Genomic DNA, 22160 nt, shown 5'->3' with positions numbered 1-22160 from the left:
GTCGGGCTGATGGGTGCACGCCATCTTAGCCATTCTCGCGCGCAAAGTTAAAAGTGATTTGCCCTAGGGTCCGTTTATCTGCCGCGTTCCTGTCCCTACACTGAGCCGCAATGTTGGCAGGTTGAAAAAGACGACACGACAGGAGGCAAGGGTGGAGATCCAGAGCAGTGCGCAGGCGGCGGGCGGACCCGAGCAGATTTATCTGGAGGGCCTGGCGGCTGGCCGGTTTCAGATCCAACGCTGCGCCGATTGCAGTCAGGCGGTGTTCTATCCCCGCTGCGTATGTCCCCATTGCGGCGGTGCGGCATTGGATTGGTTCAGTCCCACGGGGGAGGGCGTGGTGTACGCCAGCACCACCGTGTATCGCAACACGGAGCAGGGCGGCGACTACAACGTCTGCCTCGTTGATCTGCAGGAAGGCGTGCGGATGATGAGCCGTGTCGCGGAGATCGCGCCCGGGCATGTGCGGATCGGCATGCGCGTCAGCGCCAGAATCGTCGGGGACGGCGAGGCGGCGCAAGTGGTCTTCGTGCCTACGGGAGCAGATGCATGACGCTGCGCGATTTGAGAGGCAAGACCGCCGTGGTCGGCGTCGGGCAGGCCGGGCTGGGCCAGGCCCGCGGTCATACCGAGCAGGAAGTGCTGGCGCAGGCCGCCATGGCTGCGATTGCGGACGCCGGCCTGAGCCTCAAGGACATAGACGGCATCACGACCTGCAGTTCCCTGTCGCCCATGTGGGCGATGTCTGTGGTCGAGTATCTCGGCATACGGCCGACCTTCCTGGACAGCACCATGATAGGCGGCTCCAGCTACGTGGCGCATCTGCTGCCCGCCATGCACGCGCTGGCGTCCGGGCAGTGCAACGCGGTCCTCGTCTGCTACGGCAGCACCCAGCGCACCGCCAAGTTCAACCGCGCCGATCTGACCCGCGCGCGGAAATCCCTCGACCCTCAGCCTTACGAAACGCCCTATGACCCGCCCCTGCCGGTGGCGGCCTATGCGTTGGCCGCGAGCCGCCACATGCACCAGTACGGCACCACGCGCAAGCAGCTGTCGGAGGTCGCGGTGGCCGCGCGGAAATGGGCGCAGTTGAACCCCGAAGCCAGCATGCGCGAGCCGCTATCGCTGGCGGACGTGGAGGCGGCCCGTCCGGTCTGCGCGCCCTTTACGGTGCGCGACTGCTGCATGGTCAGCGATGGCGCCGGCGCCTTCGTGCTGACCCGCTCGGACCGGGCCCGCGATTGCGCCAGGAAGCCGGTATACGTGATGGGCAATGCGACCGCGGTGTGGAACCGGCAGGTTTCGTCCATGCATGACCTGACGGTGACGGCGGCGTTTGAATCGGGCAAGCGCTGCTACGAGATGGCCGGCGTGTCCGCGAAGGATATGGACCTGGCCATGCTGTACGACGCCTTCACCATCAACACCATCCTGTTCCTGGAAGACCTGGGCTTCTGCCAGAAGGGAGAGGGCGGCGCGTTCGTGGACGACGGTGGGATCGCGCCCGGCGGGCGGCTGGCGGTCAATACCAACGGCGGCGGCCTGTCCTGCGTGCATCCGGGCATGTACGGCGTGTTTCTCATGGTGGAGGCCGTCAGGCAGTTGCGCGGCGAGTGCGGCGAGCGCCAGTTGAAGGATCCGAACCTGGCCCTGGTGCATGGCAATGGCGGCACCTTGTCCAGTCAGTCCACCGCGATCCTGAGCGCGCTGCCTGCGCTCTGACCGTCCGATAAGTCTGCGGTGGAGGCGCCGTGAGCGCGTCTGCCGTCATGGGGTGAGCAATGTTGAACAAGATCGTGCCTTCCCTGGAGGAGGCCGTGGCCGGCGTGGCGGATGGCGCCACGCTATTGATTGGCGGATTCGGCGCATCCGGCGTGCCGACGGAACTGCTGCAGGCGCTGCTGGAGACCGGCGCGCGCGAACTGACCATCGTCAACAACAACGCGGGTAATGGCGAGCAGGGTTTGAGCCAGTTGATCCGCGCGGGCCGGGTGCGCAGGGTGATCTGCTCCTTCGCCCGTTCCTCGAATCCCGAGAAGCCCAATGCCGCCGCGTTCGGCGAATGGTATGCGGCGGGCAGGATCGAACTGGAGGTGGTGCCGCAAGGCACCTTGGCCGAACGCCTGCGCGCCGCCGGCGCGGGCATGGGACCTTTCTTCACGCCCACCGCCTATGGAACGCGGCTGGCGCAAGGCAAGGAAACGCGCTCCATCAATGGCCGGGGCTATGTGCTGGAAGAGCCGCTGCCGGGCGATGTGGCTTTCGTGAAGGCCCAGTACGGCGACTGCGCGGGCAATCTGACCTACCGCTACGCCAGCCGCAATTTCGGACCTGTGATGTGCATGGCCGCAAGGCTCACGGTGGCCCAGGTCGACCAGGTGGTGCCGCTGGGAGAGCTGGCGCCGGAGCAGGTCATGACGCCTGGAATCTTCGTTCAACGCATCGTCGAGTGTCCCAATGAGCATCAATAGGCTGTCCCGCGCGCGCATGGCGCAGATCGTCGCCGACGATATTCCGCCCGCCTCGTACGTCAACCTGGGCATAGGCATGCCGACGTCGGTGGCGGATCACTTGAAGCCCGAGCGCGGCGTAGTGCTGCACAGCGAAAACGGCATCCTGGGCATGAAAGGCCTGCCGCCAGGCGCCGAGATCGACAGGGATCTGCTCAATGCCAGCAAGGAGCCCGTCGCGCTGGATATCGGGGCGTCGATCACCGATCACGTAGTGTCCTTTTCGATGATGCGCGGCGGCCATATCGATCTCACCGTGCTGGGCGCCTTCCAGGTATCGGCCGACGGCGACCTGGCCAACTGGGATACGGGGCGCGAAGACTCGATTCCGGCGGTCGGCGGGGCCATGGACCTGGTGGCGGGCGCCAAGCGCATCTTCGTGATGATGCAGCACATGGACCGCGACGGCCGGCCGAAGATCGTGCCCGTATGCACCTACCCCCTTACCGGCAAGGCCGTGGTCGATCGCATCTACAGCGATCTGGCAATTCTGGACATCACGCCAGGTGGCCTACGGGTGCGGGCGATGGTGCGGGGCCTGGATTTTGCGGCGTTGCAGGCGCGGACCGCGGTGGACTTGACGCTAGACGAGGCGTGGATCGAACTGGCGCCCTGAGCCTCAGGCTGGCGCCGTCATGGGAGGAAGTAATGAGCTGGACGCAGGAGTTGGACGAGCTGGCACGCCGCAAGGAGTTTTCCCTGAGCATGGGGGGCGTGGACAAGGTGAAGCGTCAGCATGACGCGGGCAAGCTGGACATCCGCCAACGGATCGAACGGCTGGTCGACGGCGGCTCGTTCGTCGAGGTCGGCGGATTGGCCGGCAGCGGCGAGTATGACGCGCAGGGCCGCCTGGTCCATGTGATGCCCTCGAACGTGATCATGGGGCGCGCGGCGCTGGACCGCAAAAACGTCGTGGTCGTTGGCGACGACTTCACCGTGCGCGGCGGCGCGAACGACGGCGCCGTGGGCGACAAGATGATATTCGCCGAGCAGATGGCGTTCGACCTGCGCATTCCGCTGGTGCGCTTGATCGACGGCACGGGCGGCGGCGGGTCGGTCAAGAACATCGAGAAGATGGGGCATGCGCTGCTGCCGAAAATGAAGATCTGGGCCTATGTGGCGCGCAACCTGGCTCAGGTCCCGGTGGTGTCGCTGGCTCTTGGGTCGGTGGCGGGCCAAGGGGCTGCGCGCGTGGCGGGCAGCCACTATTCCGTCATGGTGAAGGACACGTCGCAGCTGTTCATCGCGGGTCCCCCGGTGGTGGCCAAGATCGGCCAGCATCTGGGCAAGAACGAACTCGGCGGAAGCGCCATCCACACCCGTAATGGCGTGGTCGACGACGAGGTGGGTTCCGAGGACGAGGCTTTCGCGGCCGCGCGGCGCTTCCTGTCGTACATGCCTGCCTCCGTGCACGATCTTGCGCCCAGGGGCGAGGTTCCGGCCGCGGCGGCGGAGCAGGAATGGCTGCGCACGGCCATTCCGAAGGACACGCGCAAGGTTTACAAGATCCGGCCCATACTGGAAACCTTGTTCGATCCCGGCAGCGTGTTCGAAATTGGCCGGCATTGGGGCAAGGCCATCGTGGGCGGGCTGGCTCGGGTGGATGGCTGGCCGGTGCTGTTCGCCGCCAGCAATCCTTATCACTATGGAGGCGGCTGGGACCGGCATACCGCCGAGAAGTTCACCCGCCTGCTCGACCTGGCCGAGACCTTTCACCTGCCGGTGGTGAACCTGGTGGACATCGCGGGTTTCCAGATCGGCCTGGAAGCCGAGAAGGACGGCGTGATGCGCGCCGGCGTGAGGGCGCTGACGGCGGTCTCGCAGTCGACGGTGCCTTGGTTCTCGCTGATCATGCGGCGCGCTTTCGGCGTGGCTGCGGGCGGCCATCAGAATTCCAGCCGCTTCAACTTCCGCTATGCGTGGCCATCGGCGCAATGGGGTTCGCTGCCGATCGAGGGCGGCCTGGAGGTGGCGTACCGGTCCGAGATCGAGGCGGCCGCCGACCCAGAAGCCAAGCGCGCGGAGATCGAGGAAAGAGTGCGGGCCCTGACGTCCCCGTTCCGCAGCGCGGAAGCCTTCGTCATCGAGGACATCATCGATCCGGCCTGCACGCGCGCGCGCCTGGTCGAGTTCGCCAATCTGGCCGCGCCGCTGCGCCAGCCCGGCATGGTGGCCACCGGATACCGGCCCTGAGGGGATACAGATGAAGAAGATCCTGATTGCCAACCGGGGCGCCGCCGCCGCGCGCATTCTGCGCGCCGTGAAGGCGCTGGGCCTGCAATCCGTGGCGGTGTACTCCGAGGCCGATGCTGACCTGCCATACGTGCGCCAAGCCGATGAAAGCTACTGCATCGGGCCTGCGCCTGCGCGGGCCAGTTATCTCAACCAGGACCTGCTGCTCGAGGTCATGGCGGGTTGTGGCGCCGACGCGCTGCATCCCGGCTACGGATTCCTGTCCGAGAACGCGCAGTTCGCGCGCCGGGTGGAAGCGGCGGGGCATTGCTTCATCGGACCTTCGTCCAGGTGGATCGATGTGCTGGGCAACAAGGCGAGTGCGCGCGAGTTGATGCAACGGCACGGCTTGCAGGCAGGCGGCAGCACCGGCATCCTGCCTCGCGATGACATGGTCGCGGTACGCCAGGCCGCCGGCGCGCTCGGGTATCCGGTGCTGATCAAGCCTGCGGGCGGCGGCGGGGGCATAGGCATGATCCCCGTCCACGATCCTCAGTCGCTGTCCGACAGCTGGGAACGGACCAGCGGCATGGCGGAAAAGGCGTTCGCCAATCCCGCCCTGTACATGGAGCGATTCGTGCCATCGCCGCGGCATATCGAATTCCAGTTCCTGGCGGACAGGTTTGGCAATGTCCTGTCCCTGTTCGAACGGGACTGCTCCACCCAGCGCAGATACCAGAAGGTGATCGAGGAGGCGCCGGCGCCGGCCATCGACCGCCAGACGGTCGCCGCCATGGCCGAGCGGCTGGCGGCCATCCTGGGAGAAATCGGCTACGACGTCATAGGCACGGTGGAGATGCTGTACACGCCGGGCAGCGGCTTTTCGTTCCTCGAGGTCAACACGCGCCTGCAGGTCGAGCACGCCATCTCGGAAGCGGTCACCGGCGTGGACATCGTGCAGGCGCAGATCCGCCTGGCTGCGGGCGAAAAGCTGTCGTCGGTGATCGGCAGGCAACCGGCCGTGGCGGGGCATGCCATCGAGGCGCGCGTGTATGCCGAGGATCCCGTGCGTTTCCTGCCTTCGCCCGGCGTCCTGAAAACGTTCGAGTTACCGCCCTCCCGCCCAGGCCTACGGATAGAAACAGGCTACGCGCAGGGCAACCGGGTTTCCAGCCACTACGACCCCATGGTGGCGAAAGTCATCGCGCATGCAGGCGATCGCGCTGCCGCGATCCGGGAGTTGAGCGGTGCACTGGGCAGCATGCGGGTAGAGGGCATCAAGACCAACATTCCGATGATGCTTCAGGTGCTCGCGTCGGAGCGGTTCCAGGCCGGCACGATGACCGTCGACGGCTTGCAGGCAGTGATTTCAACAGAGTCGGTAAAGGAGCTGGCATGAAAAAAATCGTCTCCAACGTCGCGGGCCGCGTGGTCGCGTGTTGCGTGGAAGAGGGCGCACGGATTCAGACGGGCGACGAGGCCTTCAAGGTCGAGTCCATGAAGATGGAGATTCCCGTGGAAAGCGAGGCAGCAGGCCGTATCGCCAAGATTCTGGTGGCGGTTGGCGATGAAGTGGAGGAAGGGCAGGATCTTGCTGTGCTGGATTGAGGCGGACCGCCTCTGAACCTGGATAAAAGAGCGAGGAGACTATGTTCAAGACAATCAAAAAAGACGCGCCCGCAGCTTCTGCGCGCAAGCGTCCCCTGAAGTTCCTGGCATTGCTGGGACTGGCGGCCCTGCTGGGTGCTGGCGCGGCGGGCGCGCAGACGGCGCAGGGCTTTCCCAACAAGCCGGTGACGATAAACGTGCCGTTCTCGGCGGGCGGCACGACCGATATCCTGGCGCGCGTGATAGGCCAGCGCCTGAGTGAACGCTGGGGCGTTTCCGTGGTGGTCGAGAACAAGCCCGGCGCGGGCGGCAACATCGGCACCGCGCAAGTGGCGCGCGCGGCGCCGGACGGCTACACGCTGGTGATGGGCACGATAGGCACGCACGCCATCAACCCCAGTCTCTACAAATCCATGCCCTACGATGCGATCAAGGACTTCGCGCCGATCACGCGTACCGCCATGGTGCCGAACGCCCTGGTGGTGCCCAAGAACGCGCCGTACGACACCGTGAAGGAGCTGATCGCCTACGGCCGCGCCCACCCGGGCAAGCTCACCTTTGGCTCTTCCGGACACGGAAGCACGCTGCACATGTCAGGCGAGACGTTCAAGATGATGACCGGCGTCGACATGGTGCACGTGCCCTACAAGGGCAGCACGCCGGCAGTGACGGATCTGCTGGGCGGCCAGATCTCCATGATTTTCGACAACCTGCCTTCGGCGCTACCGCACATCAAGGCGGGCCGGCTGAAGGTGCTGGCAGTGACCTCGGCTCAGCGCAGTGACCAGCTACCCGATGTGCCCACTGTGGCGGAGGCGGGCGTGCCCGGCTACGAGGTCGTGTCGTGGTTCGGCCTGTGGGCGCCCGCGAAGACGCCGGACGACGTCGTGTCGGAGATCAACAAGCAGGTGGTCGCCATCATCCAGACACCCGACATGCAGAAGCAGATCCGCGACCAGGGAGCGGTGCCCAATCCCGATACGCCCGCGGAGTTCGCCGCCTTTATCGGCAGCGAGGGCAGGAAGTGGGCCGAGGTGGTGCGCCGCGCCAACGTAACGACCGAGTAGGCAATCGACAGCATTGGGCCTGCCGCAGACAGCCGGCGGGCCCGTTTTGAGGAGACATGGGCATGGAACGCATGATGGAAGGCAAGGTGGCGGTGGTGACCGGAGCCGGAGGCGGCATCGGCCGCGAGATCGCTTTGCAACTGGCGGCCGAGGGCGCCAAGGTCGTGGTCAACGATATCGGGGTTGCGCTCAATGGCGATGACCTGTCGGCCGCAGTGGCGCCCGCGGACGCAGTCGTTGCCGAGATCCGCGGCGCGGGCGGGACGGCCGTCGCCAACTTCGATTCGGTCGCGACGCACGCGTCCGCCAACGCCATCATCCAGTGCGCCATGGATCACTTCGGACGCATCGATGGCGTGGTCAACAACGCGGGCAACCTGCGCGACCGCTCCTTTCACAAGATGAGCGAGGAAGAATGGCGGGCCGTCATTGCGGTGCATCTGGATGGCACATTCTTCGTCAGCAGGGCGGCGGCCACGTACTTCCGCGAACAGGAGAGCGGCGCGATGGTGCACATGACCTCGACGTCGGGGCTGATCGGCAACTACGGCCAGGCCAACTACGGAGCGGCCAAGCTGGGCATCGTGGCCTTGTCCAAGATGATTGCGCTGGACATGGGCCGCTATGGCGTGCGCTCCAACTGCATCGCCCCGTCAGCCTGGAGCCGCATGACCAGTTCCATCCCCACCGATACGCCGCAGCAGCGGGACCGCGTGGAAAAACTCAAGAAGATGGAGGCCGGCAAGATTGCGCCGATGGCCGTGTACTTGCTCAGCGATGCCGCGCGAGAGGTCAGCGGTCAGATATTCGCGGTGCGCGCCAACGAGATCATGTTGATGAGCCAACCACGTCCCATGCGTTCCGTGCACTTCAGCGAAGGCTGGACGCCGCAGCGCATTGCCGAGGTCGCCATTCCGGCGATGCAGAAGCACTTCTATCCGCTGGAGCGCTCGCCCGACGTGATGAGCTGGGATCCGATCTGACCCGGACGCCATGGTCATGGATGTGTTTTCGGGACCAAGGAGAGGAACGTCATGCGCTTGAGCCATGAACAACTGTTGAACTATGAACTGCCGGAAATCAGGCAGCGCTACACCGAGCGGGATGTCATGCTGTACGCGCTATCGGTGGGCCTGGGGCAGGATCCCGTGAATGAGTCCGACCTGGCCTATGTGGGCAGGCGGCACGATCCGCTCGTGCTGCCCTACATGGCCGTGGTGCTTGGCTATCCGGGCTTCTGGCTGGATGCGCCCGATATCGGGGCCGATACGGTGCGCTTGCTGCACGGCGAGCAGGGAATGGAACTGTTCCATCCCATACCCGCCGCCGGCGAACTGACAGGCAAGACCCGCGTGGTGGAGGTTGTCGACAAGGGCGAGAAGGGCCTGTTGCTGTATTCCGAGAAAACCTTGACGGATACCGGTACGGGACTGCTCATCGCGCGGACTTCCGCCACCCACGTGCTCAGGGGCGATGGCGGCATGGCGAATGCCGGCAGGCTGGCGCGCCCAGCGCACGCCATGCCCGACGGGCCGCCGGACTGGACCGTGCAGGCGCGCACCCGGCCCGAGCAGGCGTTGGTGTATCGCCTCAACGGCGACTACAACCCGCTGCACTGCGATCCGCAGGTCGCCCAGGCAGCCGGCTTTCCCCGCCCCATACTGCACGGCCTGTGCACGTTTGGCCTGGTGTCTCACACCGTCGCCAAGCAGCTGCAGCCTGCGGGCAATGGGGCGGTGCGTTCCGTGTCGCTGCGGTTTTCCGGGCCGATGTACCCCGGCGAGACGCTGAGCATAGACGTCTGGGAGGACGGCTCCTTCCGGGCGAAGGTCGTCGAGCGCGACGCAATCGTTATCGACAATGGGGTGTTGCGGGTCGCCTAGCGCCTTGTAGAGGCGGGGCGCGTCGGAACTGTTGCCCTGAGGGACGAGCATTTGCGCGCCGCAAAATGGAAGAGCGCCCCAGCTCAAGGTGAGTCTGAGGCGCTCCTGCCCGGCTTCGCACGCGATGGGTGTCAGACAGCCCGGCAACTCAAATCTACTGCTGAGCCATAGGTCGGGCAATAGGGAAAACCCTTGAATATTAAAGGGTTACAAGATTCATGTCGTTTTGCGCGGCGGCCAGCCTGCGCCGGCCGCTGCTGTCCGTGAACTGTCAACGAACCCGTGATCACTTTATCCGCCTCGGCATCCGCGAATAGCGACGCCGGGGGCGGACGCCGACACTGAAGCCTGTCTTCACAGTGCCGGAGAACGGATATGTCAGGGTTGCGCAAGCGTCAGTCGGGACAGGGTATGACGGAATACGTGGTGGTCGTGGCTTTGGTCGCGGTGGCGGCCATCGCGGTGTATCAGTACTTCGGCCAGGTGGTGCGATCGCAGACCGCCGCCATGGCGCGTGAACTGGCCGGCGAAGACGGCGGCGCGCAGAGCCGCGCGGCACAACAGGCGGCGCAAAAGGCGGCGGCGCAGACCAAGGCCCGTTCACTCAAATCCTTCACCGGCAATGCCACGGATGCGAAGTGAACACGCGTTCTTGCGCACCGCTTGCCCACCAGCGCGGCCAGGCGCTGGTCCTGGGCCTGTTGATGGCCGCGGTGGGAGGCATGTCCCTGGTCGTGCTGTACAACTTGGGGCAAACCGTGGGAGCGCGGCAGCGGCTGACGCATGCCGCGGACGCGGCCGCCTACAGCGGGGCGCTGGAGCAAGCGCGCGCGCTCAACGCCCTGGCCTATATCAACCGCACACAGATCGCGCATCAGGTCGCCATGGCGCATCTGGTCACGCTGGCTGCATCGGCGCAGTATGCCCGCACCATGCAGTCGCAGCGCGATCGGCGCAATCCGCCCGCGGGCCTGATCGCCATGTTGTTCGGCCCCGATGTGGGGGCAGCCTACCAAACGGTGCGGGCCGTGCCCGAGGCCGAGCAGAGACTCGCGTCCGCGTTTGGCGAGCATGACAGGGTGGTTCACCAGGTCCTGGAGGCTGCCGCGGCGTCCGCTGTCGCAGGTTTGGCGGCTTCGCGTGAGCGCATCATGAAGAAGGTGCTGTTTGCCAATCTGTCGGACGATGGTCCGTCGCCGGGCGTCGATGTTGCGCATGTCCGGGGCGCAAGCCTGCGGCTGTTGACCGATGAATGGCCTGGGTTCGTGGGGCGTCGTCTGGCCACACGCGAGGCGGGTTTGCGGCCGGCCGTCGAGCAAGCGGCGGCACGCTATGGCTTTCTCGACCGCCGCAGCGCCACGCGCCGCAATCCGTGGATGGTGCATCCGCTATGCCCTTTGTATCGCCACGAGTTGCGGCGCCGGGGTTCCACCTGGTTGGGGCCGGATGGACGGTGGGGCGCTCTCGATACCCAGTCCTACCATGCGCTGCGTTTCAATCGCTGGAGAGGCTGCTACTTCCGCGAATACGCCATGGGCTGGGGCACGGCGCAAGGCCAGAAGATCAAGGCGCCCGAAGGCTTGACGTACGTGGAAGAGCCGCCGTTCGATTTTTCCGAGCAGGATTTCTGGCGCTGGGTGGAGCTGTTGGCCAGATGGGACCTGCTCGACGACGTCACCAATCCGTTGGCCAACTCGTACGCCATGGCAGCCGTTCAGCGCTGGCCGGGGCGGGGTCTGCCAGCTTATCGCGACATCGCCTTGCCACGCAGCAGCAGTCCCCTGCGTTTCGCGGTGGCCGTCGGGCTTGCCGGTTCATCCTTGAAAACCACGAATGGCGACAGCGCAGTCCGCACGCCCTTGGGGGCGTTCCGTTATGCCGCGCTGGGACCGGAAGACGCCGTCACCGTCACTTCTGCGGCGGAAACCTACTTTGCGCGGCCGGAACGGCGGGCCGATGGCCGTGATGAACTTGCCACGCTTTTTCGCCCTTACTGGCAGGCGCGCTTGTCCGCCGTCAGCGCCGCAGAGGCCGCGCAGGCAAGGCGGGCGCCATGAACCGGATTCCCGCGCGCCAGCAAGGGCAGGCTCTGGTCGAAGCGTTGCTGATGCTGCCGCTGCTGGCCCTGCTGCTTTGGGCAGCGTCCTGGATTGGCGGATTGCAGTTCACGGCGCAGGAAATGGCGCAGGCCAGCCGCAAGACCGCGATGGCCGGCGCCTTGGGACAACCCGTGCGGAATTCGTCCGTACCCGGCGGCATGGCGCTCTCGGGCAGGGCCAGCGCGTTATCGGGTATCGCGCCGGCACAGGTCAAGGCCTTGCAGGACGAATGGTTCGGCGCGGATCTGAAACTGCTGTCGGTAACGGCAAGCGCTGCGCGCTTCGATCGGGATAGCGCGGCCTGGTTGCGCATCGCCCGCCGCACGCATGTGGCAAGCGGCGCCGGCTATGCGCACGGCGATGCCGACACGCAGCGCAGGATCGGCCGGGCGCCTACATCCTGGAACAGGGCGGAACGCGCCTCGTTGGCCGAGGCCCGACGCTTGAAACCTGTTGTCGATCGCCTGGACGGACCCTGGCGCAGGCCCGGCCTGTCGCTGGACTGGTTGTCCGAATGGGCGGATGTGGTGCCTGGGGAGCGGCTGGTCAGCCGCAAGGGAGCGGGCAAATGATCGGACTGCGCTGGTCTGCGTCTCTTGCCGGTTCGGCCCTGCAGAGGGAAGACGGCCGGCGAAACTTGGCCATGGCAAAGACGCTGCGCCTATTGATGGCCGGCGCCCTGGCTGTCGCGGCGGTAGGGGGGCGCAATGTCGCGGCAGCTCAGGATCTTGCGACGGGCGGCGGGGAGTTCGGGGGCGGCGGCAGAAACCGGCCAGGCGTTGCTGCGCTGGAGGCATTGCGTCTTCCGGCAGGTTCGCGTCGCGGATTGTTGGCGGAGAGCATCTGGCTGCATGGAATCCCGGCGCGCGTGTTGGTATTCGATGCGCCGCTCAGCACGCCGGAGCTGATCCGCTATCTGTCCGCCCAGCAGCCGGCCTTGGCCAATCTCAACGTGTTTTCCGGCCAGGCCATCCTCTCGGGGCAGGTGGGGCAGGAGCAATGGGTCGTCCACCTTGAAGGCCTGGGCTCGCGTCGGACAGCCGGAAGCATTTCAGCGGTCAGCCTGCTGGCTGCGCCTGACAGCGCTACCCCTGCCTGGCTGCCCGCCGGGGGGCGTCTCAGATTGGACGTTGCTTTGACGGAGGAGGGCGTGCGCGTTTCCGAGCGAATCTGGCAATATGCGCAGCCCCCGGGACAGTTGGCTGCGCAGCTGGAGGAGCGTCTGCTTCAGAACGGCTGGCGTCGCCTGCCCGTCTCCGAGGATTCGGCGCATTGGTGGGTCCGCTCTGGCTCGCGCATGCGGCTGTCGCTGGTGCCGTTGGACGGCGGCAGCGGGCTTCTGGTCAGCGGAAGAGCGCCATGACGCACTGGATCACCCAGGTCGTGCCGCGCCTGCGCCGAATGGGCGTGTATGCCATTGCGCTGATCGCGGGTCTGGTATCCGCGTGGGCGGTGCGGGAACACGTGCAGCAGCGGGTCCAGGCGCTGGAGGCGGAGGCGCGCACGCCGATGGTCAGCCGGCTGGTCGCGGCGTACGACCTGCCCGCTGGCACGCAACTCGAAGAGGTGCACCTGGCCGTGCGCGAGATTCCGCAGCCTTGGGTGTCCCGGGCCAGCATCGATCCCCTGGATCTTTCCAGCCTGCTTGGCGCCACCTTGCTCGCCGATGTCGCCAATGGCGAGCCCTTGCTGCGGGGACACTTGACGTTCAGTCCTCCGGCCCCTGCCTTGGCGTCCCGCTTGCGCAGCGGGCAACGCGCGCTGACGGTGGCGGCGACGGACCTGGGCGGCTTGGCGGATGTATTGCGCGTGGGCGATGCCATCGATATCTACGTGAGTTTTTCGCATCGGCAGCGGGAGCTGACGGTGCCTCTCTTGCAAGGCATGCGTGTGCTGATGGTGGGGGGCGACGCCGAGGGTGAAAGCAAGGGCGGCAATATCACCTTGGCCGCAACGCCGGATGAGGCCATGCGATTCGTGGCGGCGCGGCAGAGCGGGGCGCTGACAGCGATGTTGCGCCATCGCGACGATGCCGCAGTGGTCAGCGGTGCAGCGCAGGGCGACCTTGCCTCGCTGGTCGGACTGGACCAGGAACCCCGGAATGCGCCGGGTGTGGCCATCCTGTACGGAGACAGGCTGGACCCCTCGGCAGGCGCAGGAGCAATGGATGTGGAAAGTGCAGTCGCGGCTCGACTTCAACGGGAGCGGCCATGAGACGCGTCGTCGTCAGGATGCTTGCCTGCGTGCTCTGGCTGGCCAGTCCCGCAGTGCGCGCGGAGGATGAGGCAATCGAACTTCAGGTGGGTGAAACGCGGATTCTGTCGCACCCCGGGGTCAAGCGCGTGGCGATAGGCAATGGCCAGGTAATCGGCGCCATCGAGGCCGAAGGGCGCGAGGTCGTGGTCTTTGCCCGTGCCGAGGGTGTTTCGTCCCTGCACGTCTGGGCGAATGGCGGGCGCGCCAAGGCCTATGAACTGAGGGTCGTGCCGGCCGGAGCGCCGCGTCTGCGCGCGGAGGTCGAGGCCTTGCTTGCCCGCATCCCCGGCGCGCGCAGTACCGAGGTGGGCGGCCGCATCCTGATCGAAGGCGACGACCTGTCCGACGATGATCGATTGCGCATCACGGCCCTGGCGGACCGCTATCCCGCCGTACTGGACTTTACCGGGCAAGTGGGCTGGGACCGCATGGTGCAGCTGGATGTGCAGGTCGTGGAAATCCCCACCTCAAGGCTGAGGGATCTGGGCGTGCGCTGGGACGGGCTGTCCCAAGGCGGCATCAACGCTGGCCTGGCCTGGGATGCGGGGTCGCGGGGGCGGATGAACCGTCCGGGCGAAGGGATCATAGAAACAGTGGGTCCGGTCTCTTCGGCGGCTGGCTATTTCGGCGTCAATGCGTTGCTGTCGTCCCGGATAGCGATGTTGGCGCAAAGCGGGGAGGCCGTCATGCTGGCTCAACCTCAACTGCTTGCGCGCAGCGGGGCCAGCGCCACCTTCCTGGCCGGTGGAGAGGTTCCCTACGCGTCGACCGACACGCGCGGCAACTCGACCACGATGTTCAAGCCCTATGGCGTCATGCTCAGGATCACCCCTCGCATCGACCGCAACGGGGTCATCCGATCCTTGATCGAGGTAGAAGCGAGTTCGGTGGACAACGCGCTGAGCGTGCCGGGCGGACCGGCGTTGCGCACGCGCCGCGCATCCACCGAGTTCAACGTGCGCTCCGGCGATACCCTGGTCATCGGTGGCTTCCTGTCGCGCGAGCGGGACGAGACCAGCGACGGTCTGCCATGGCTGAAAGACATCCCGGTCCTGGGAGCCTTGTTTTCGTCCCGGCGCTATCAATTGCGGGAAACCGAACTCGCCATATTCGTGACGCCCAAACTCATTACGCAGGCCGAGCCCGCCATGGCAGACCGGGTGCGGCGAGGACGTGGCGTACTTGAAGCGGCTTTTCCCGTGCCGCCTCGCCTGGGCACCGCCGTGCCTGCCGCGGCAGGGTGGGATGCCCACGCCGGCGCCGGTTCGCAGTGGGGCTCGCCGCAAGACGGCGCGCCGATTTTTTCTTCGGAGACTCGGCCATGATCGACGTGGAAATGATGTTCGAGGACGCCTCCGTGCACAGATCCACGGTGGCTGCTCCCGTGTTGATCGGAAGGGGCGCGCATTGCGGCGTGCGCATCGTGAACTGGAGGGTGGGGCGCCAGCACGCCCGTCTGTCGCGCGAAGCGGTCGGGATCGTGCTCGAAGACCTGGGCACGTTGGGCGGAACCCTGGTGAACGGGACGCGGATCGTGCGCCACGCGCCGGTGTTGCCCGACGACGAAATACTGATCGGGCCCTGCCGGCTGCGGATGTCGTTAGCGGACGTCCCGGAGCGCGCCGGGGGATCGGACGGCGCGGCGGCTGGCGGCGCGGCTCGCGACACGGCTGCCGTGCAGGAATCGCCGATGTTGCCCGCGGCTTCGATGCCAGTGCCTATGCCGGTGCTGCCGCTGCCAAATCCGCTGCAGGAGCGCCGGCGCCTGCACGCGGCGCTGCTGGCGGCGCTGGATCTGCGCCGCCTTGACGTGGCGGGCATGAGCGACAGCATGCTGCGCGCCGAGGCCGAACGGCTGTTGACGCACATCGTCGCCACGGACACCGACTTGCCGCCCGGGGCGGACCGGGCCGCGCTTTGCCGCGAGGTGCTCGACGAAGCGGTCGGCCTGGGGCCGCTGGAGCCCTTGCTCGCCGCTGCCGACATCACAGAGATCATGGTCAACCGCCACGACGAGATCTATGTCGAACGTGCCGGCCGCTTGTCGCGCCATCAGGCGATCTTTACCAGCGAGCAATCGCTGCGCTGGGTCATCGAGCGCATCGTCACGCCCCTGGGGCGACGCATCGACGAAAGTTCTCCCATGGTGGATGCGCGCCTGGCTGACGGGTCCCGGGTGCACGCCATCATTCCGCCGGTCGCTCTCAGGGGCGCCAGCCTGACCATACGCAAGTTTCCGCAGCGGCGCCCCGGAATGTCCGATCTGATCTCTGCGGGTTCGCTGAGCGGCGCCATGGCGCAATTCCTGGCGCTCTGCGTGAGGATGCGCAGGAATCTGGTGGTATCCGGAGGCACCGGGGCGGGAAAGACGACGTTGCTCAACATCCTGTCCAACGAGATTCCCGACGGTGAGCGCGTGGTGACCATCGAGGATGCGGCGGAGCTGCGCCTGAACCACGATCATCTGGTGGCGCTGGAGGCGCGTCCGGCCAACCAGGAGGGGCGCGGACGCATCGACATTCGCGAGCTCGTGCGCAACGCATTGCGCATGCGGCCAGACCGGATCGTCGTGGGCGAGTGCCGCGGGGCGGAGGCATTCGACATGTTGACCGCCATGAACACCGGGCACGAAGGCTCCCTGACGACGCTGCATGCCAACTCGCCGCGCGACGCGCTGGGGCGCCTGGAATCGATGATTCTGATGGCGGGACTCGATCTGCCTCTGGTTGCGGTGCGCGAACATATCGCAGCCAGCGTGGACATCGTGGTGCAGCAGGCGAGGCTGGGCGACGGGCGCCGCGTCGTGACGTCGATAGCGGAGATCACGGGCATGGAAAGCGGACGCATACAGCTCCAGGATCTGTTCCGCTACGACCGCGTGCGCGGCTTCACCGGCTGCGGGGCCTTGCCCGGCTTCATGCGCGAATGGACGCAGGTCGAGGAGGCCTTCGATCCCGCCTGGTTCTCCAACACCGAGCAGGCGGCGCCGGGGACCGCTGTCTTTGCGCAAGGAACGGCATGATCTGGCTATCTGCGGGGGCCGCCATGGTATGCGTGCTGCTACTGGCGTGGCGTGCTCAACACTGGTTTGCGCCGGCGCTGCGCCGCTACCGCGAGGTCTACACGCAGGAGGCGGGCCTGCGTCTGAGCGAGGTGTTTTTGTTCATAGACCCAGCCCAATTGTGGGCAGGCGCGGTGGCTTGCGCGGCGATGGCGGCGGCACTGGCCTTCGCCGCGACGGGCAGCGGCTTTGTCGCCACCGTCGCTGCGGCGCTTGCTTCGCACCTGCCTCGGACGTTGGTGAATGCGTTGCGGCGCCGGCGTGCCCGGCGGTTCGAGCAACAACTGCCGATGGCGCTGTTGATGCTCGCCTCTGCCTTGCGCGCGGGGGTGGCATTGACCACAGGCCTGCGCCATGTCGTCGAGCAGAGCAGCGCGCCCTTGGCTCAGGAGTTGGGCCTGATGTTGCGTGAACAGCGCATGGGAGTGCCATGGGACAGCGCGCTTGAGAACCTGCGTGGCCGCATGCCGGCCGATTCGACCGCGCTCGTCGTAGCGGCCATGCGCATTGCGGCGCAGACGGGCGGCAACCTGGCGGAGGCGCTGGAGAGTATCGCGCAGACCTTGCGCGCCCGCCTGCAGTTGCAGGCGAAGCTGCAGGCGCTGACCTCGCAAGGACGCATGCAGGCCTGGATCGTGGGGGCTTTGCCTTTGCTGCTGCTTGCCGTGCTCGACCGCCTGGAGCCGGAAATCATGGGCTTGCTGTGGCATACGCCCGTGGGTTGGGGCGTGTTGGCCATCGTGGCGGTACTGGAGACCGCGGGCATGCTGCTGATCCGGCGCATTGTCCGGATCGATATCTGACGGGAGCAGATGCGATGTGGCTGTACTTGAGCCTGTTGACGGCCGCGCTGGCCGCGGGATGGCTGGCGTGGGTGGTTTTGAAGCCATTGTCGTTGGATGGCGAGGGCGCTTCGTCTGCCTTGCCTTGGTGGTGGCGAGCGGCCTGGCCCTGGATTTCGGCGGTGGCGCCCGTGGCGGGGCCTCTATGTTCCTGGCGTTGGCGCATACGGCTGACCCGCGCCATCGAGCGGGCGGCATTGCCCGCCGGCATCAGCTACGCGCATGTCGCGGCGCTGTGCTGGAGTGCGGCCGCGGCTGCCGGAGGGGTGACGGCGGCGGCAGCCATCCTTCTGGCGCAATCGCAGACCTGGGAGTGGATTCCTTGGATGGTAGCGTCCGCGCTGGCGGCAGGCACCGCGCCCGGGCTTTGGCTGCGCAGTCTGGGCCGCAACCGGCGGCGCAGCATCGAACGCGACTTGCCTTTCGTGTTCGACATGATGACTTTGTGCGTGGAGGCGGGGCTGAGCGTGCACGGGGCATTGCAGATGGCAGCCCAGAGCGGGCCGGAGGGCATACTGCGGGATGCCCTGGCCGACGCATTGGCGGAGATGCGTGCGGGAGTCTCCAGGACCGCGGCGATCAAGGCCTTGGCGGAACGCAGCAATAGCCCGCTTGCGCGCAACTGGGCGGCCGCCCTGGCGCAGGCCGAAGCTCTCGGGATAAGCCTGGGGCCAGTGTTGCGCGCACAGGCGGCGCAAGCCCGCAGCGATCGCCACGTGCGGGCGGAACAGCTGGCGATGCAGGCTCCGGTAAAGATGCTGCTGCCGCTGATCGGCTGCATCTTCCCCTGCACGTTCATCGTGCTGGCCTTTCCTGTGATGGTGCAATTGCTGCAGAGCGTGCAATGACTGGCGGCCAGCCGCCGGCGCCGCGCAGCGGACTCAGGCTGCTCAAAGTCGCCAGCTGCTACGGCCGCGCGCGGGGCCTGCTGGGACGCAAGCCGCCTGGGCCGCGGTCCGGCATCTTGTTGATGCCTTGCGCCGCGGTGCATACCTTTGGCATGCGCTATGCCATCGACGTGGCATTCATATCGCGGCAGGGAAGGGTGCTTGCGGTGCGCAGGGCGCTGGCGCCCTGCCGCGTGGCGTCATGCCTGGGCGCCGTTGCCGTCGTCGAGATGCGCGCTGGCGTTCTCGATACCGAACACGGAGGTATAGGCAGGATAGAAGCTGCAGTACAGCACGCCACCCGCGGCGATATTGAACGGAATCTGCAGCGTGCCGGCAAGCTGGGGTGACAGACCGATGGCGACCAGGAGGCCGGCGCAGAGGTCAATGAAAAGAAACACCAGGATCCAGGTGGCGCCGTAGACCAGGAAAGGCAGTTTGTTGCGCCAGCAGGCGATGCCGGAGAAGAACAGGGCCTGGATCAGCCGCAGCCCATGCCAGGCGACCAGGACGGGAGCGTGCCAGAATAGTGCGGCGATTATGACGTACACGATCGCGAACAAGGTCAGCGGAACGGCCATGGCAGACAGGATGGGTTCCATGGACTTTTCCACGGAGGCAATGCGCATGCCTTCGACCATCGCGTCCGTGAACGGCAGGAAGATGATCAGGCCGGTCGCAATGCAGAGCGCTGCATACAGCAACCCCATCAGGAACAGTTTCCGGAACACGCCGGGCTGCTTGAGCGGCTTGGCCCACATCGAGGGCAGCATGATGCGGTCGGCTTCGACGTGCTTGCACGCCGATAGCGTCATCAGCGTGATGATGGGCATCAGCGCCACCACCAATATGGGGCCGACCGGCGGCGTCGCCGTGGCGAAGATGACCAGGAGGCTGATGGCCATGGCCCAGGTGAACATGGCCAGTGGTTGCTTGCGGAACAGACGGAAACCGTCTCGGACCCATTGCCAGCCGGATGTCGCGGGGAGGAATGCTGCTTGCATGGCTCTTTAAAGGGGGTGATCTCTCAAAAAGGGACGTTCTAGCCCCATTATGGGGGGAGCAACGGTTACGGCAATATTGGCAGGCCCGGGCGGTGGCGCGCTTGCAACACTCTTTCGAAATGCCGGGGGTCGTGCGGTTTGAGGGTCTGAGCCGGCCGCGGCAGGAAAAAGTCGTACAGGCGCGATATCCAGAAGCGCAGCGCGGCGGCGCGCAGCATCAGCGGCCAGGCCTCGCGTTCCGCATCGGTGAACGGGCGCACGGCCGCATAGGCCGCCAGCCAGGACTCGACCAGTTCGGGCACGAATTCGCCGGTGTCGCGTTCGATGCACCAGTCGTTGACGCTTACCGCCACGTCGAACAGCCAGGTGTCGCAGCCGGCGAAGTAGAAGTCGATGATGCCGCCCATGAGCGGATCCTCGAAGGTGCCGGCGAACAGGACGTTGTCCCGGAACAGGTCGCAGTGGGCCGGACCGGTCTGCAATGCCTGCCAGGCCGGCGTCGCGGCGGCGGCTTGCTGGTCGGCCAGCTCTGACGACAGCAGCTGAGCCTGCGCCGGTTCCAGGAAGGGCATGACCTTGGGGGCCGTTTCCAGCCACCAGGACAGTCCGCGCAGGTTGGGCTGGTGCAGCGGAAAGTCGCGTCCGGCCAGGTGGGCGCGGGCCAGCGTGGCGCCGGCCAGGGCGCAATGGGCGGCGCCGGGCGCGGGTTCGTAGCCGCCCGGCAGGCGCGAAACAATGGCGCAGGGCTTGCCGTGCAGGGTGGTCAGGCGGGTGCCGTCGCGCAGCGTCTGGGGCCGGGGCACGGGAATGCCGCGCTCGGCCAGGTGGTACATCAGTTCGATGTAGAACGGCAGTTGGGCCTGCGTCAGCACCTCGAACAGCGTCAGCACATACTCGCCGCGGGTCGTGTACAGGAAGTAGTTGGTATTCTCGATACCCGCCGTAATCCCCCGAAGCGAGACAAACTCGCCCAGATCGAAATGCGCCAGTAGGGCGCGAGCGTCGTCTTCGGAGACAGGGGTGAATACGGCCATTGATGTGCGGGATTTAGGGGTTGACGGGCGGGTGGACGGGCGCGCGTGCAAGCCTGTTTCGGCTGCGGCGGCGCAATTTTAGACCACATGGCGGATCAGTCCGTCCGCCATCCGGCGGAGCGGACGCAGCCGCCTGCCAGACACAAAGCCGCCAAGCACCGTAAAATACCGCATCCCCTTGTTTTGTAGAGTGATTCTTGGACTCCCCCGACTGGCGGCTGTGCGTCGCCCCGATGATCGATGTGACCGACCGCCATTGCCGTTATTTCCACCGGCTGCTGGCGCCGCGCGCACGCTTGTACACGGAAATGATTACCACCGGCGCGTTGCTGCACGGCAATGTCGAGCGGCACCTGGACTTTGACGAGGCCGAGCATCCCGTGGCCCTGCAATTGGGCGGCAGCGAACCCGACGCGCTGGCGCATTCGGCCAGGCTGGGCAAAAAATGGGGTTACGACGAGATCAACCTGAATTGCGGTTGCCCGTCGGAACGGGTGCAGAAGGGCGCGTTCGGCGCCTGCCTGATGGCGGAACCGGCCCTGGTGGCCGATTGCATGAAGGCCATGCAGGACGCCGTGGATATCCCGGTCACCGTCAAACACCGGCTTGGCCTGGATTATGACGAGTCCTACGCGTTTGTCCGTGATTTCGTCGGCAAGATCTACGACACCGGCTGCCGGGTGTTCATCGCCCATGCCCGCAATGCGGTACTGAAGGGTCTGACGCCCAAGGACAACCGCGAGATTCCGCCCCTGCGCTATGACGTGGTGCGCCAATTGAAGCGCGACTTTCCGGATTGCACGTTCGTGCTCAACGGCGGTCTGGCCGACGCCGAGCAGTCCGTGCGCGCCGCGGGCGACTTCGATGGTGTCATGCTGGGCCGGGCTGCCTGGCACACGCCGCGGGTGCTGTCCGAGGTGTCTCTGCAGCTATGGCCGTCGCTGCGGTTGCCCAGTGATGCGCAGGTGGTGGACGCGATGATGGGATACGCAACGCGGCAGGTCGCGCGGGGCGTACCCTTGCGGGTGATGACGCGGCCCATGCTGGGGCTGGTGAACGGCCAGTCCGGTGCGCGCCGTTGGCGTCGCATGTTGTCCGATCCGGCGTTGCTGGCCGCGAACAACCCTGAACTGATCTATGACGCCTGGCGCAGCCAGCGGCATGCGCCGGATATGCGCGGCGCCGCGATCGAAGCGGCGCCGGCTGGGGTTTGACTGGGGGCCAGCAGCGCTGGCCGCGGGCTCAGGACTTGGCCGGTTCGGCGCTTTCCGTGGGCCAGTCGCGGATATAGGCCTTCAGCATGTTGTTTTCGAACTGCTGGGCCGCGACGATGGCCTGGGCCATGTCGTAGAACGAAATGACGCCCATCAAGGTGGGGCCATCCATGACCGGGATGTAGCGCGCGTGTTTTTCGAGCATCAGGCGCTGCACTTCGTCGGCGCTGGTGTTTGGGGACACGCTGACCGGGGCATCGTCCATGATGGAGCGGATGGTGGTGTCGCCGGCGCCGCCATGCGCATGCATGTGGCGGATGATCTCGCGGAACGTGAGCATGCCGGTCAGCGTCCCGAATTCCATGATCACCAGCGAGCCTATGTCCTGCTCGCTCATTGTTTGCACGGCCTGGGACACAGGCATGTCGGGCGACGCCGTATAGAGCGTATCGCCCTTGACGCGCAAAATCTCGCTGACCTTCAACATCGGTTCCTCCTGGGCGGACTGCGCCCTGATCCTATT

Annotated in this window: 23 protein-coding genes and 1 pseudogene; 21 read left to right on the top strand and 3 right to left on the bottom strand. The window is 66.1% G+C overall.

Annotated features, from left to right (window positions below; translation table 11 throughout):
- Positions 1-151: 151 nt before the first annotated feature.
- The 20 genes and pseudogenes from NGK62_RS00205 to NGK62_RS32370 form a co-directional block, all read left to right on the top strand.
- Positions 152-553, top strand: coding sequence for a Zn-ribbon domain-containing OB-fold protein (locus tag NGK62_RS00205; protein ID WP_251877020.1), 402 nt, complete (start codon positions 152-154; stop codon positions 551-553).
- Positions 550-1722 carry a thiolase family protein gene (locus tag NGK62_RS00200; RefSeq protein ID WP_251877018.1) on the top strand — a complete coding sequence of 391 codons (1173 nt, stop codon included), beginning with the start codon at positions 550-552 and terminating at the stop codon, positions 1720-1722. Before NGK62_RS00205 ends, NGK62_RS00200 begins: the two co-directional genes overlap by 4 nt.
- Positions 1723-1781: 59 nt before the next feature.
- Positions 1782-2471: a 3-oxoacid CoA-transferase subunit A gene (locus NGK62_RS00195; RefSeq protein WP_251877016.1), complete on the top strand. Its 690-nt coding sequence runs from the start codon at positions 1782-1784 to the stop codon at positions 2469-2471.
- A complete protein-coding gene (locus NGK62_RS00190; protein ID WP_251877014.1) occupies positions 2458-3126 on the top strand; it encodes a 3-oxoacid CoA-transferase subunit B in 669 nt (222 codons plus the stop codon). The genes NGK62_RS00195 and NGK62_RS00190 overlap by 14 nt, the downstream gene beginning before the upstream one ends.
- A 32-nt stretch (positions 3127-3158) precedes the next feature.
- Positions 3159-4703, top strand: coding sequence for an acyl-CoA carboxylase subunit beta (locus tag NGK62_RS00185; protein ID WP_059378980.1), 1545 nt, complete (start codon positions 3159-3161; stop codon positions 4701-4703).
- Between the two features lie 10 nt (positions 4704-4713).
- Positions 4714-6081 (top strand): acetyl-CoA carboxylase biotin carboxylase subunit, encoded by a 1368-nt coding sequence (locus NGK62_RS00180; RefSeq protein WP_251877012.1) that lies wholly within the window; start codon positions 4714-4716, stop codon positions 6079-6081.
- Positions 6078-6290, top strand: coding sequence for an acyl-CoA carboxylase biotin carboxyl carrier protein subunit (locus tag NGK62_RS00175; RefSeq protein WP_059378983.1), 213 nt, complete (start codon positions 6078-6080; stop codon positions 6288-6290). Before NGK62_RS00180 ends, NGK62_RS00175 begins: the two co-directional genes overlap by 4 nt.
- A gap of 41 nt (positions 6291-6331) precedes the next feature.
- Complete coding sequence (locus NGK62_RS00170) at positions 6332-7357, top strand: Bug family tripartite tricarboxylate transporter substrate binding protein (RefSeq protein ID WP_118933157.1); 1026 nt, start codon at positions 6332-6334, stop codon at positions 7355-7357.
- Between the two features lie 62 nt (positions 7358-7419).
- Complete coding sequence (locus NGK62_RS00165) at positions 7420-8340, top strand: SDR family oxidoreductase (protein ID WP_251877010.1); 921 nt, start codon at positions 7420-7422, stop codon at positions 8338-8340.
- A 51-nt stretch (positions 8341-8391) separates the two neighbouring features.
- Positions 8392-9240: a MaoC/PaaZ C-terminal domain-containing protein gene (locus tag NGK62_RS00160; protein ID WP_251877008.1), complete on the top strand. Its 849-nt coding sequence runs from the start codon at positions 8392-8394 to the stop codon at positions 9238-9240.
- Between the two features lie 375 nt (positions 9241-9615).
- Complete coding sequence (locus NGK62_RS00155; protein ID WP_054458606.1) at positions 9616-9882, top strand: hypothetical protein; 267 nt, start codon at positions 9616-9618, stop codon at positions 9880-9882.
- Positions 9879-11297, top strand: a complete 1419-nt coding sequence (locus NGK62_RS00150) for a pilus assembly protein TadG-related protein (protein WP_286012307.1) — start codon at positions 9879-9881, stop codon at positions 11295-11297. The genes NGK62_RS00155 and NGK62_RS00150 overlap by 4 nt, the downstream gene beginning before the upstream one ends.
- Positions 11294-11911: a pilus assembly protein gene (locus tag NGK62_RS00145; protein WP_251877004.1), complete on the top strand. Its 618-nt coding sequence runs from the start codon at positions 11294-11296 to the stop codon at positions 11909-11911. Before NGK62_RS00150 ends, NGK62_RS00145 begins: the two co-directional genes overlap by 4 nt.
- Positions 11908-12702: a hypothetical protein gene (locus NGK62_RS00140; RefSeq protein ID WP_251877002.1), complete on the top strand. Its 795-nt coding sequence runs from the start codon at positions 11908-11910 to the stop codon at positions 12700-12702. The genes NGK62_RS00145 and NGK62_RS00140 overlap by 4 nt, the downstream gene beginning before the upstream one ends.
- Positions 12699-13553 (top strand): Flp pilus assembly protein CpaB, encoded by an 855-nt coding sequence (gene cpaB, locus NGK62_RS00135; protein WP_251877000.1) that lies wholly within the window; start codon positions 12699-12701, stop codon positions 13551-13553. The genes NGK62_RS00140 and cpaB overlap by 4 nt, the downstream gene beginning before the upstream one ends.
- Positions 13550-14920, top strand: a complete 1371-nt coding sequence (locus NGK62_RS00130) for a type II and III secretion system protein family protein (RefSeq protein WP_373428988.1) — start codon at positions 13550-13552, stop codon at positions 14918-14920. Before cpaB ends, NGK62_RS00130 begins: the two co-directional genes overlap by 4 nt.
- Positions 14917-16617, top strand: a complete 1701-nt coding sequence (locus NGK62_RS00125) for a TadA family conjugal transfer-associated ATPase (protein WP_251876998.1) — start codon at positions 14917-14919, stop codon at positions 16615-16617. The genes NGK62_RS00130 and NGK62_RS00125 overlap by 4 nt, the downstream gene beginning before the upstream one ends.
- Positions 16614-17459, top strand: a complete 846-nt coding sequence (locus tag NGK62_RS00120) for a type II secretion system F family protein (RefSeq protein ID WP_251876996.1) — start codon at positions 16614-16616, stop codon at positions 17457-17459. Before NGK62_RS00125 ends, NGK62_RS00120 begins: the two co-directional genes overlap by 4 nt.
- Positions 17460-17473: 14 nt before the next feature.
- A complete protein-coding gene (locus NGK62_RS00115) occupies positions 17474-18346 on the top strand; it encodes a type II secretion system F family protein (RefSeq protein WP_251876994.1) in 873 nt (290 codons plus the stop codon).
- Positions 18343-18576, top strand: a pseudogene (locus NGK62_RS32370) (DUF192 domain-containing protein); the annotation flags it as partial. The gene NGK62_RS00115 and the pseudogene NGK62_RS32370, both read left to right, overlap by 4 nt.
- Before the next feature lie 9 nt (positions 18577-18585).
- Here NGK62_RS32370 and NGK62_RS00105 read toward each other — a convergent pair.
- Both NGK62_RS00105 and NGK62_RS00100 read right to left on the bottom strand, forming a co-directional pair.
- On the bottom strand, positions 18586-19389 hold the full coding sequence (locus NGK62_RS00105) for a BPSS1780 family membrane protein (RefSeq protein WP_059378995.1): 804 nt from the start codon (positions 19387-19389) through the stop codon (positions 18586-18588).
- A gap of 65 nt (positions 19390-19454) precedes the next feature.
- Entirely contained in the window at positions 19455-20423 is a 969-nt protein-coding gene (locus NGK62_RS00100) for a homoserine kinase (protein ID WP_059379000.1), read from the bottom strand.
- Between the two features lie 197 nt (positions 20424-20620).
- Between NGK62_RS00100 and dusA the strand changes: the two genes are divergently transcribed.
- Complete coding sequence (gene dusA / locus NGK62_RS00095; protein WP_082401337.1) at positions 20621-21637, top strand: tRNA dihydrouridine(20/20a) synthase DusA; 1017 nt, start codon at positions 20621-20623, stop codon at positions 21635-21637.
- Positions 21638-21665: 28 nt separating this feature from the next.
- Here the strand turns inward: dusA and NGK62_RS00090 are convergent, their stop codons facing one another.
- Positions 21666-22124, bottom strand: a complete 459-nt coding sequence (locus NGK62_RS00090; protein ID WP_054458582.1) for a CBS domain-containing protein — start codon at positions 22122-22124, stop codon at positions 21666-21668.
- Positions 22125-22160 lie beyond the last annotated feature (36 nt).

The sequence above is a fragment of the Achromobacter sp. Marseille-Q4954 genome, assembly GCF_943737025.1.
GTDB classification, from domain to species: domain Bacteria; phylum Pseudomonadota; class Gammaproteobacteria; order Burkholderiales; family Burkholderiaceae_B; genus Achromobacter; species Achromobacter bronchisepticus_A.
Note: the sequence above shows the minus strand (reverse complement) of the source record. Positions and strands in the feature narration are given on the sequence as shown.

Coding starts and splice junctions, on each gene's coding strand:
- NGK62_RS00180 (WP_251877012.1), top strand. CDS start 4,714: ATGAAGAAGATCCTGATTGCCAACCGGGGCGCCGCCGCCGCGCGCATT.
- NGK62_RS00100 (WP_059379000.1), bottom strand. CDS start 20,423: ATGGCCGTATTCACCCCTGTCTCCGAAGACGACGCTCGCGCCCTACTG.
- NGK62_RS00145 (WP_251877004.1), top strand. CDS start 11,294: ATGAACCGGATTCCCGCGCGCCAGCAAGGGCAGGCTCTGGTCGAAGCG.
- cpaB (WP_251877000.1), top strand. CDS start 12,699: ATGACGCACTGGATCACCCAGGTCGTGCCGCGCCTGCGCCGAATGGGC.
- NGK62_RS00165 (WP_251877010.1), top strand. CDS start 7,420: ATGGAACGCATGATGGAAGGCAAGGTGGCGGTGGTGACCGGAGCCGGA.
- NGK62_RS00155 (WP_054458606.1), top strand. CDS start 9,616: ATGTCAGGGTTGCGCAAGCGTCAGTCGGGACAGGGTATGACGGAATAC.
- NGK62_RS00185 (WP_059378980.1), top strand. CDS start 3,159: ATGAGCTGGACGCAGGAGTTGGACGAGCTGGCACGCCGCAAGGAGTTT.
- NGK62_RS00125 (WP_251876998.1), top strand. CDS start 14,917: ATGATCGACGTGGAAATGATGTTCGAGGACGCCTCCGTGCACAGATCC.
- NGK62_RS00175 (WP_059378983.1), top strand. CDS start 6,078: ATGAAAAAAATCGTCTCCAACGTCGCGGGCCGCGTGGTCGCGTGTTGC.
- NGK62_RS00090 (WP_054458582.1), bottom strand. CDS start 22,124: ATGTTGAAGGTCAGCGAGATTTTGCGCGTCAAGGGCGATACGCTCTAT.
- NGK62_RS00130 (WP_373428988.1), top strand. CDS start 13,550: ATGAGACGCGTCGTCGTCAGGATGCTTGCCTGCGTGCTCTGGCTGGCC.
- NGK62_RS00115 (WP_251876994.1), top strand. CDS start 17,474: ATGTGGCTGTACTTGAGCCTGTTGACGGCCGCGCTGGCCGCGGGATGG.
- NGK62_RS00200 (WP_251877018.1), top strand. CDS start 550: ATGACGCTGCGCGATTTGAGAGGCAAGACCGCCGTGGTCGGCGTCGGG.
- NGK62_RS00105 (WP_059378995.1), bottom strand. CDS start 19,389: ATGCAAGCAGCATTCCTCCCCGCGACATCCGGCTGGCAATGGGTCCGA.
- NGK62_RS00140 (WP_251877002.1), top strand. CDS start 11,908: ATGATCGGACTGCGCTGGTCTGCGTCTCTTGCCGGTTCGGCCCTGCAG.
- NGK62_RS00195 (WP_251877016.1), top strand. CDS start 1,782: ATGTTGAACAAGATCGTGCCTTCCCTGGAGGAGGCCGTGGCCGGCGTG.
- NGK62_RS00120 (WP_251876996.1), top strand. CDS start 16,614: ATGATCTGGCTATCTGCGGGGGCCGCCATGGTATGCGTGCTGCTACTG.
- NGK62_RS00190 (WP_251877014.1), top strand. CDS start 2,458: ATGAGCATCAATAGGCTGTCCCGCGCGCGCATGGCGCAGATCGTCGCC.
- NGK62_RS00170 (WP_118933157.1), top strand. CDS start 6,332: ATGTTCAAGACAATCAAAAAAGACGCGCCCGCAGCTTCTGCGCGCAAG.
- NGK62_RS00160 (WP_251877008.1), top strand. CDS start 8,392: ATGCGCTTGAGCCATGAACAACTGTTGAACTATGAACTGCCGGAAATC.